The sequence below is a fragment of the Clostridium sp. D5 genome (assembly GCF_000190355.1).
GTDB classification, from domain to species: Bacteria; Bacillota; Clostridia; order Lachnospirales; family Lachnospiraceae; genus Faecalicatena; species Faecalicatena fissicatena_A.
The window spans coordinates 570,957-580,409 of sequence record NZ_GL870809.1; the positions used below are offsets into that span (position 1 = coordinate 570,957).

Consider the following 9,453-nt stretch of genomic DNA (forward strand, 5'->3'; position numbering starts at 1 on the left):
AAACTACTTAGCTCGCCAAGTTTTGTCCTGTGAGGGATAGAACCGGCGGGTTAATGTGCTATATGGATATATCACCGTCCGGGAATCATATGGCGGTGTAAATATGGAGGAACATGTATATGAAAATTATTATGTTAGGGGCTCCCGGAGCAGGCAAAGGAACACAGGCTAAGAAGATCGCAGCGAAATATGGAATTCCTCATATTTCCACAGGAGATATCTTCAGGGCGAACATCAAGAACGGTACAGAACTGGGACAGAAAGCAAAGACCTATATGGATCAGGGACTTCTTGTTCCGGATGAGCTGGTTGTAGATCTTGTCGTAGACAGGGTAAATCAGGAAGACTGTGCATCAGGCTATGTTCTGGACGGGTTCCCGAGAACAATCCCGCAGGCAGAAGCTTTGGATAAAGCGCTGGCTGAACTGGACCAGAAAGTTGACTGCGCCATCAATGTAGAGGTGCCGGATGAGAACATTATCCGTCGTATGTCCGGAAGAAGAGCATGTGTAGACTGCGGCGCTACTTATCATCTGGAATATGCACCGACCAAAGAAGAAGGAGTCTGTGATAACTGCGGAGGAACCCTGATTCTGAGAGATGATGACAAGCCGGAGACGGTTCAGAAGCGCCTTGGTGTTTATCACGAGCAGACACAGCCGCTTATCGACTACTATACAACGGCTGGAATTCTCAAAGAGGTAGACGGAACCATCGATATTAATGATGTATTCGCTGAGATTGTAAAAATCCTTGGAGAATAAGATGGTATTCGAACCGGGAATGCTTGCAAAATCTAAAGCAGGCAGAGATAAAGGCTGTATATATGTCATAATTGATGTCAATGCTGAATATATATATCTGGCGGATGGGGCGTCAAGAACCGTCCGCCGGACAAAACGAAAGAATCAAAAGCATCTGCAGGTAATAAAGAAGGGATATTGTCCTTCCGCTGCAGATGATGAAGCAATCAGAAATGTTATAAACAGATATTCTCGTTTGGACACGAATGAGAATAGTAAAGTGCCAAACGTGCAGGAGGATTAAGTATGTCAAAGACTGACGTAATCGAAATTGAAGGAGTCGTGGTTGAAAAACTGCCAAACGCGATGTTTAAGGTAGAGCTGGAAAACGGCCATGTTGTACTGGCCCACATCAGCGGAAAACTGCGTATGAATTTTATTAAGATTTTACCAGGTGACAAAGTGACGTTGGAAATGTCTCCATATGACCTGAGTAAGGGGAGAATTGTCTGGAGAGATAAGTAAAAAAGTATTGACTTTGCCTGGAGATTAGTGTTATACTATGAAATGGCTGTTTTTGGATAGGTGTGTCCAAAAATAGCTGGCAGCGTATTACCAAGCAAAGGATGGAAGGAGGATTTGACATGAAGGTTAGATCATCAGTAAAACCAATTTGTGAAAAATGTAAAATCATTAAAAGAAAAGGAAGCATCAGAGTAATCTGTGAGAATCCGAAACACAAACAAAGACAGGGCTAATTACTGATTCAGTAAAGAATGTTGGGATTTGTGAATTAATTAGGCGGCTGACAGCGCGACACACCAGGAAGTGTGTAGAGCTGTTTAATATACAGTAAGGATACACCACACTGCTGAATTTGCAGTTACCGAAGGGTTGGTGGTCTTTTGTATATTGCTTATAATACCCGGCGATCATTTACGGTTAGATTCCGTGTCGGGAAAGGGCATCCTGCGGCTTAAAGTTGCGGAATAAGGAATACCCAAAGGGCACCCCGTAACACATGCCCTGCGGACGGATCCACAGCAAGCAGCGGAATAAGGTATGCCTGGATGTTTTTGGGAGAAGGAAGCACCTTTCCGGATGCCAGGAGACATCCCAGTTAGGGACAATATGATAACAGATTTGAAATGGAGGAAAGACACATGGCTCGTATTGCAGGTGTAGACTTACCAAGAGACAAACGTGTAGAAATCGGCTTGACTTATATCTATGGAATTGGTAGAACAAGTGCCAGCCGTATCTTGACAGAGGCAGGAGTAAATCCTGACACTCGTGTCAGAGATCTGACAAGTGAAGAAGTAAAGAAAATCAGCGAAGTGATCGAACAGTCTCAGACTGTAGAAGGTGATCTGAGAAGAGAGATCCAGCTGAATATCAAGAGACTGAAAGAAATCGGCTGTTACCGCGGAATCCGTCACAGAAAAGGACTTCCGGTACGTGGACAGAAGACTAAGACGAATGCAAGAACATGCAAAGGTCCTAAGAGAACTGTAGCTAATAAGAAAAAATAATTAAGAATTCAAGAAAGTAGGTTAGTTTAAATGGCGAAGAAAGTTACCAAAAAAGTGACAAAGAAACGTGTCAAGAAAAACGTTGAACGAGGACAAGCACACATCCAGTCATCTTTTAATAATACAATCGTAACATTAACAGATGCACAGGGAAATGCTCTTTCATGGGCAAGTGCAGGCGGTCTGGGATTTAGAGGTTCAAGGAAATCTACTCCATACGCAGCTCAGATGGCAGCTGAAACAGCAGCAAAAGCAGCATTAGTACATGGTCTTAAAACGGTAGACGTTTTTGTAAAGGGTCCAGGATCAGGAAGAGAAGCAGCAATCCGTGCGCTCCAGGCATGCGGGATTGATGTAACAAGCATCAAAGACGTAACACCGGTACCACACAACGGATGCCGTCCACCGAAACGCAGAAGAGTCTAGTATATATAGGAGGAAGCTAAAATGGCAGTAAATAGAGTTGCAGTTCTTAAGAGATGCCGTTCATTAGGGATGGACCCAATCTATTTAGGAATTAATAAAAAGTCTAACAGACAGTTAAAGAGATCTAATAGAAAAATGAGCGAGTACGGCCTTCAGTTACGCGAGAAGCAGAAAGCTAAATTTATCTATGGTGTATTGGAGAAACCTTTCAGAAACTACTATGCAAAAGCAAAGAAGATGGAAGGCATGACAGGTGAGAATCTGATGATTCTTCTGGAATCCAGACTTGACAATGTAATGTTCCGTATGGGACTTGCGAGAACCAGAAAAGAAGCAAGACAAATTGTTGATCACAAGCATGTAATGGTAAACGGCAAGCAGGTAAACATTCCATCTTACCTTGTAAAGGCCGGAGATACAATTGAAATCAAAGAAAAGCACAAAGGAAGCCAGAGATATAAAGATATTCTGGAAATGACAGGCGGAAATATGATTCCTGACTGGCTGGAAGTAGATGCTGAGAACCTGAAAGCTACAGTAAAAGAACTTCCTGCACGTGAGGCAATTGATGTTCCTGTTGATGAGATGCTTATTGTCGAGTTATATTCTAAATAATCCCTGAGTATAGCAAGATAGTTGCATCCTTGTCACCTGAGAGTCCGGAAAACCGAATCCAGGGCGGCAGGATGTACTTTGTCGCGTGAGGCTTGGGAAGACCAGCCTTCGCGCGGCATAAGCATCGTACCCCTCAACATATTTAAACCCATAAGGAGGGTCTGTGTAGTGTTTGATTTTAATAAACCAAATATTGAGATTACCGAAATTTCAGAAGATAAAAAATATGGAAGATTTGTTGTGGAGCCTCTGGAAAGAGGATATGGAACCACATTGGGCAATTCTCTGAGAAGAATCATGCTTTCTTCCCTTCCGGGAGCAGCCATCAGTTCTGTTAAAATCGACGGAGTCCTGCACGAATTCAGTTCCATTCCGGGTGTAAAAGAAGATGTAACCGAGATTATCATGAATCTGAAATCACTGGCAATCAAGAATACATCAGAATCAGACGAAGTCAAGACCGCATATATCGAATTTGAAGGAGAAGGCGTTGTAACAGGCGCTGATATCCAGGCGGATTCCGATATCGAGATTATGAATCCTGATCAGGTCATTGCTACCTTAAGCGGTGGCAAAGACAGCAAGCTGTATATGGAACTTACCATTACAAAAGGCAGAGGATACGTAAGCGCAGACAAGAATAAAAATGAAGACTTACCGATTGGCGTAATTCCAATTGATTCCATATATACTCCGGTAGAACGTGTGAACCTCACAGTAGAGAATACACGTGTCGGCCAGATTACTGACTATGACAAACTGACACTGGACGTATGGACAAAAGGAACACTGCTCCCGGACGAGGCTGTCAGCCTTGCTGCGAAAGTACTCAGCGAGCATCTGAAGCTGTTTATTGACCTTTCAGAAGTTGCTCAGGCTGCGGAAGTCATGATTGAAAAAGAAGATGACGAAAAAGAGAAAGTACTGGAGATGAGCATTGATGAATTAGAACTCTCCGTGCGTTCATATAACTGTCTGAAGAGAGCCGGCATCAACACCGTTGAGGAACTTACCAACAAGACACCGGAAGATATGATGAAGGTGCGTAACCTTGGACGTAAATCACTGGAAGAAGTGCTGGCCAAGCTGAAGGAATTAGATCTTGAGCTCAACCAGGGTGATGAATAATCACCGTACCATATTGATTATTATTTGAATTATCCTGTCAGTAAGCCCGAAGAGTATGGCAGGAGCATTTGATTAATAAGCCCGAAGATGCATAACCAAATGTTTGAAAATGGAGGATTAAAACAATGGCAAAGTATAGAAAACTCGGCAGAACATCCAGCCAGAGAAAAGCCTTAATCAGAAATCAGGTAACAGCACTGCTGAACAACGGCAGAATCGTTACAACAGAAGCTAAAGCAAAAGAAATCCGCAAAGTAGCAGAGGGATTAATTGCTATGGCTGTTAAAGAAAAAGACAATTACGAAGAAGTTACAGTAAAAGCAAAGGTTGCACGTAAAGACAAAGACGGCAAGAGAGTCAAAGAAGTAGTTGACGGAAAAAAAGTTACTGTATACGATGAAGTAGACAAGAAGATTAAGAAAGATATGCCAAGCAGACTTCACGCAAGAAGAGAGATGCTGAAGGTTCTTTATCCTGTAAAGGAAGTTCCGGCAGCTGCTGCAGGCAAGAAAAGAAATACAAAAGAAGTTGATCTGCCGGAGAAGCTGTTCTCAGAGATCGCTCCTAAGTATACAGACCGCAACGGTGGTTACACAAGAATTGTAAAGATTGGCCAGCGTAAAGGTGATGCAGCTATGGAAGTGCTGATTGAATTAGTATAATTCCGGAAAAAAGTTTATAGAGATTATAAATTTTCATAAATAATGATACGGTCCGGCGGCCGCAGAAAGTAATTTTTATTAAAATGCTTTCTGCAGCCGCCGGTTTTTGTTTTTTAAATGCCTGTGAATGATCAGGAATAGAATGGAAAAAAGCGGTAATTGAAAACCGAAAAATTGCAGATTGTACTTGTTTTTGTGCAATTTACACAACAAATGTTAAAAAAATAACGTTAAAACTTTGACAAAAGCTATATTGACAATTATTTAACGATAGAGTAAACTAAAACCTGTAATTAAGAAAAACAATTCAATTACGGGAGGAAAAATTGAAATGGCAAAGAAGGAAAAGGTCGTAGTACCTGAGATTGTAGACAGCGTGGAAACACTCGAAGCAAAAATGAAAGCTATGCGTGAAGCACAGAAAGTATTTGCTACTTTCACCCAGGAACAGGTAGATAAGATATTCTACGAGGCAGCCCTGGCCGCAAACAAGATGCGTATTCCGCTTGCGAAAATGGCAGTTGAAGAGACACAGAGAGGTATCGTAGAAGATAAAGTCATAAAGAATCACTATGCGGCAGAGTACATTTACAATGCCTATAAAGATACAAAAACATGCGGCGTGATCGAAGAGGATGCTGCATTTGGAATAAAGAAAATTGCAGAACCGATTGGTCTGGTAGCTGCAGTTATCCCGACAACCAACCCGACCTCAACAGCGATCTTCAAAACACTGATCTGTCTGAAGACCAGAAATGCAATCATCATCAGCCCTCATCCGGCTGCAAAGGCATGTACAATAGAAGCGGCAAAAGTTGTTCTGGATGCAGCCGTAAAAGCAGGAGCTCCGGAAGGAATTATCGGATGGATTGATGTACCTTCTCTTGAACTTACAAATACAGTTATGAAGGATTCGGATATCATTCTTGCAACAGGCGGACCAGGAATGGTAAAAGCAGCTTACTCTTCAGGCAAGCCGGCACTCGGAGTAGGACCTGGAAACACACCTGTTATTATCGACGAGACAGCTGATGTTAAGATGGCAGTAAATTCCATCATCCATTCCAAAACATTTGACAACGGTATGATCTGCGCCTCTGAGCAGTCTGTAACAGTTCTGGACAGCATTTATGAGGAAGTCAAAAAAGAATTCGCTTACCGCGGATGCTACTTCCTGAAAAAGGGAGCAGAGCTGGATAAAGTTCGCAAGACGATCATTATCAATGGAGCATTGAACAGCAAGATTCCGGGCAAATCAGCTTATGAAATTGCAAAAATGGCCGGAGTGGATGTTCCGGAAAATACAAAGATCCTGATTGGTGAAGTAGAATCAGTCGACATCTCAGAAGAATTTGCACATGAAAAATTATCTCCCGTACTTGGTATGTATAAAGCAAAAACTTTTGATGAAGCTCTGGAAAAAGCGGCTCAGCTCGTGGCAGACGGAGGATATGGACACACAGCTTCTCTGTATATCCATCCGGCACAGGCAGAGAAAATTGCAAAACATGCAGCAGCTATGAAAACATGCCGTGTACTGATCAACACACCTTCTTCTCACGGCGGTATCGGCGACCTTTACAACTTCAAGATGGCTCCGTCTCTTACACTGGGATGCGGCTCATGGGGCGGGAACTCCGTTTCTGAAAATGTTGGGGTAAAACACTTACTGAACGTTAAGACAGTTGCTGAGAGGAGAGAGAATATGCTTTGGTTTCGAACACCTGAAAAGGTTTACTTCAAGAAAGGCTGTATGCCGGTAGCACTGGATGAGCTTGGAACGATTATGCACAAGAAAAAAGCGTTTATCGTGACAGACTCCTTCCTTTACAAAAACGGCTATGTAGCTCCGATCGAAGCAAAACTGGATGAAATGGGAATTCAGCATACATGCTTCTACGAAGTAGCTCCGGATCCGACTCTGCAGTGTGCACAAAAAGGTGCAGATCAGATGAGAGAATTCGAGCCTGATACCATTATCGCTCTGGGCGGCGGTTCCGCAATGGATGCAGCAAAGATCATGTGGGTAATGTACGAACACCCGGAAGCAAACTTCGAAGATATGGCAATGGATTTCATGGATATCCGCAAGAGAGTATATACATTCCCGAAAATGGGAGAGAAAGCTTATTTTGTAGCAATCCCGACCTCTTCAGGAACAGGTTCCGAGGTAACACCATTCGCAATTATTACAGATGCAGAGACAGGCGTTAAATGGCCGCTTGCAGACTACGAACTGCTTCCGAACATGGCAATTGTGGATGTTGACAATATGATGACCCAGCCAAAAGGCCTGACAAGTGCTTCCGGTATCGATGTTATGACACATGCGATCGAGGCATACGTATCCATCATGGCAACAGATTACACAGATGGCCTGGCAATGAAGGCTGTTAAGAGAGTGTTTGATTACCTTCCGTCAGCATATGAGAATGGAGCAAACGATCCTTATGCACGTGAGATGATGGCAAACGCTTCCTGTATGGCAGGTATGGCCTTTGCAAATGCGTTCCTCGGACTGAACCACTCCATGGCACATAAACTGGGAGCTTTCCATCACCTTCCACACGGTGTTGCAAATGCTGTTCTCCTGACAGAGGTTATGAAATATAACGCAGTTGAGGCTCCGACAAAGATGGGTACATTCTCACAGTACCAGTACCCACATGCACTTGAAAGATACGCTGAATTAGGACGTTTTGCAGGATGCACAGGGAAAGACGACCAGGAAGTATTCGACAACTTTGTTGCAAAACTGGAAGTATTAAAAGAGCAGATCGGAATTAAGAAAACCATCAAAGATTATGGCATTGATGAGAAGTACTTCCTCGATACACTGGATGACATGGTAGAGCAGGCATTCAACGACCAGTGTACAGGGGCTAACCCGAGATATCCTTTACTGAAGGAAATTAAGGAAATCTATCTGAAGTGCTACTACGGCAAATAAGCCTTTCAAACTTTTACTGACAGACTCCGTATCATGCGGGTCCGTGGATATAGCAATAAGGTATACCCAAAGGGCGCCACGTAACACATGCCCTGCGGCGGTTCTGCAGCAAAGCTGCAGAACAAGGTGTACCTTTTGGATATAAATTTTTTCTCACTATTAAGAGCGTGGTGCATTAGCACCACGTTCTTAAAATTAAAAAAGTCCCGGAAAACTCCGAGGCTTTTTTGCTTGATTGAAGCCAAGTGGGGAGTGATCATGCGGAAGAAACCCCAATAAAACCCGGATTCTGTAGTATTATAATAATTGTCAAATAATTAACAATAAAATAAGCAAAAAAAAGATAGTTAAAAAATGCACAAAATTCTCCTGGAGGTCTTACATTGCCCAAAAAGTTGTAGTATAATAAAACCAACTTAAAAAGAGCGGCAACAAAATCAGGAGGTATAGCATATGAAACTTGAAGAAAAGAGTTTAATCGTAGAACGTCCTTATAAGAAAGTTTACAAATGTGATGACAGCGTTGTTAAAGTATTTGAACCGACGCACCCCAAATCAGACATATTTAACGAGGCCCTGAATACAGCCAGGGTAGAAGAGACCGGCCTGGATATTCCAAAAGTAAAAGAAGTAACACAGGTTGACGGCAAATGGGCGCTTGCTATTGAATACAAAGCAGGAAAGACTCTGGAAGACATGATGGAAGCAGACGGCAGCAACCTGGAAAAATACATGGAAGACTTCGTAGACCTGCAGCTTACAGTGCACGCAAAGACTGCCCCTCTGCTGAATAAACTGAAAGATAAACTGTCCCGTCAGATTAACGGTCTGAAAGATCTGGATGCCACAACAAGATACGAACTGCTCACAAGGCTGGAAAGCATGCCGAAGCACAACAAAGTCTGCCACGGCGACTTCAACCCAAGCAACGTAATCGTAGGAAAGAACGGCAAGATGACAGTCGTGGACTGGGCACACGCAACCCAGGGCAACGCCAGCGCAGACGCTGCCATGACCTATCTCTTATTCGCATTAAAAGACCAGAATGCAGCAGACCTGTACCTGAAGCTTTTCTGCAAAAAGAGCGACACCGCAAAACAATACGTACAGCAGTGGCTGCCGATCGTAGCGGCGGCACAGCTCACAAAAGATAACGAACTCGAAAAAGAATTCCTAATGAAATGGATCGATGTGATTGATTATCAGTAGGGGAGGTTTTGGAGGAGGGGCGCTAAGTGAAAGGTGTGTCTGGTTCCCCCGCAGGGGATGTGCATGCCGTTTCAAACTCCTGTCCACTTGCTGAGAATCCGTAAGAGAAAAAACAGGGAACAGGGAGGGTGCTTGCCGCAGTTGGCCCGAATGCCGATGCATTCGCGCCGCCGGCGGCAACAGAATTT

Annotated in this window: 11 protein-coding genes; all 11 read left to right on the top strand. The window is 43.4% G+C overall.

Translation table 11 applies throughout. The annotated features are described in order from the left end of the window. The first annotated feature begins 119 nt into the window (after positions 1-119). Positions 120-764 carry an adenylate kinase gene (locus HMPREF0240_RS02480; protein ID WP_035312280.1) on the top strand — a complete coding sequence of 215 codons (645 nt, stop codon included), beginning with the start codon at positions 120-122 and terminating at the stop codon, positions 762-764. Between the two features lies 1 nt (position 765). Next, a complete protein-coding gene (locus tag HMPREF0240_RS02485) occupies positions 766-1,047 on the top strand; it encodes a KOW domain-containing RNA-binding protein (protein WP_009001879.1) in 282 nt (93 codons plus the stop codon). A 2-nt stretch (positions 1,048-1,049) separates the two neighbouring features. Then, positions 1,050-1,268 carry a translation initiation factor IF-1 gene (gene infA / locus HMPREF0240_RS02490; RefSeq protein ID WP_009001880.1) on the top strand — a complete coding sequence of 73 codons (219 nt, stop codon included), beginning with the start codon at positions 1,050-1,052 and terminating at the stop codon, positions 1,266-1,268. Positions 1,269-1,387: 119 nt separating this feature from the next. Then, positions 1,388-1,501 (top strand): 50S ribosomal protein L36, encoded by a 114-nt coding sequence (rpmJ, locus tag HMPREF0240_RS02495; protein WP_003497809.1) that lies wholly within the window; start codon positions 1,388-1,390, stop codon positions 1,499-1,501. Between the two features lie 405 nt (positions 1,502-1,906). Continuing rightward, positions 1,907-2,275: a 30S ribosomal protein S13 gene (rpsM, locus tag HMPREF0240_RS02500; protein WP_035312284.1), complete on the top strand. Its 369-nt coding sequence runs from the start codon at positions 1,907-1,909 to the stop codon at positions 2,273-2,275. Positions 2,276-2,305: 30 nt separating this feature from the next. Next, complete coding sequence (gene rpsK, locus HMPREF0240_RS02505) at positions 2,306-2,701, top strand: 30S ribosomal protein S11 (protein WP_009001882.1); 396 nt, start codon at positions 2,306-2,308, stop codon at positions 2,699-2,701. A 21-nt stretch (positions 2,702-2,722) separates the two neighbouring features. After that, positions 2,723-3,316 carry a 30S ribosomal protein S4 gene (gene rpsD, locus HMPREF0240_RS02510; RefSeq protein ID WP_009001883.1) on the top strand — a complete coding sequence of 198 codons (594 nt, stop codon included), beginning with the start codon at positions 2,723-2,725 and terminating at the stop codon, positions 3,314-3,316. Between the two features lie 168 nt (positions 3,317-3,484). Continuing rightward, on the top strand, positions 3,485-4,444 hold the full coding sequence (locus HMPREF0240_RS02515) for a DNA-directed RNA polymerase subunit alpha (RefSeq protein WP_009001884.1): 960 nt from the start codon (positions 3,485-3,487) through the stop codon (positions 4,442-4,444). Positions 4,445-4,569: 125 nt separating this feature from the next. Next, positions 4,570-5,106 (top strand): L17 family ribosomal protein, encoded by a 537-nt coding sequence (locus HMPREF0240_RS02520; RefSeq protein WP_009001885.1) that lies wholly within the window; start codon positions 4,570-4,572, stop codon positions 5,104-5,106. 331 nt (positions 5,107-5,437) lie between these two features. Further along, a complete protein-coding gene (gene adhE / locus HMPREF0240_RS02525; RefSeq protein ID WP_009001886.1) occupies positions 5,438-8,056 on the top strand; it encodes a bifunctional acetaldehyde-CoA/alcohol dehydrogenase in 2,619 nt (872 codons plus the stop codon). A gap of 453 nt (positions 8,057-8,509) precedes the next feature. Then, positions 8,510-9,265: an aminoglycoside phosphotransferase family protein gene (locus HMPREF0240_RS02530; protein WP_009001887.1), complete on the top strand. Its 756-nt coding sequence runs from the start codon at positions 8,510-8,512 to the stop codon at positions 9,263-9,265. Positions 9,266-9,453: the final 188 nt, after the last annotated feature.

Bases quoted from the DNA above. Each gene is read 5' to 3' on its own strand.
- HMPREF0240_RS02485 (WP_009001879.1), top strand. From the start codon at position 766: ATGGTATTCGAACCGGGAATGCTTGCAAAATCTAAAGCAGGCAGAGAT.
- infA (WP_009001880.1), top strand. From the start codon at position 1,050: ATGTCAAAGACTGACGTAATCGAAATTGAAGGAGTCGTGGTTGAAAAA.
- adhE (WP_009001886.1), top strand. From the start codon at position 5,438: ATGGCAAAGAAGGAAAAGGTCGTAGTACCTGAGATTGTAGACAGCGTG.
- rpsM (WP_035312284.1), top strand. From the start codon at position 1,907: ATGGCTCGTATTGCAGGTGTAGACTTACCAAGAGACAAACGTGTAGAA.
- HMPREF0240_RS02520 (WP_009001885.1), top strand. From the start codon at position 4,570: ATGGCAAAGTATAGAAAACTCGGCAGAACATCCAGCCAGAGAAAAGCC.
- rpmJ (WP_003497809.1), top strand. From the start codon at position 1,388: ATGAAGGTTAGATCATCAGTAAAACCAATTTGTGAAAAATGTAAAATC.
- HMPREF0240_RS02530 (WP_009001887.1), top strand. From the start codon at position 8,510: ATGAAACTTGAAGAAAAGAGTTTAATCGTAGAACGTCCTTATAAGAAA.
- HMPREF0240_RS02480 (WP_035312280.1), top strand. From the start codon at position 120: ATGAAAATTATTATGTTAGGGGCTCCCGGAGCAGGCAAAGGAACACAG.
- rpsK (WP_009001882.1), top strand. From the start codon at position 2,306: ATGGCGAAGAAAGTTACCAAAAAAGTGACAAAGAAACGTGTCAAGAAA.
- rpsD (WP_009001883.1), top strand. From the start codon at position 2,723: ATGGCAGTAAATAGAGTTGCAGTTCTTAAGAGATGCCGTTCATTAGGG.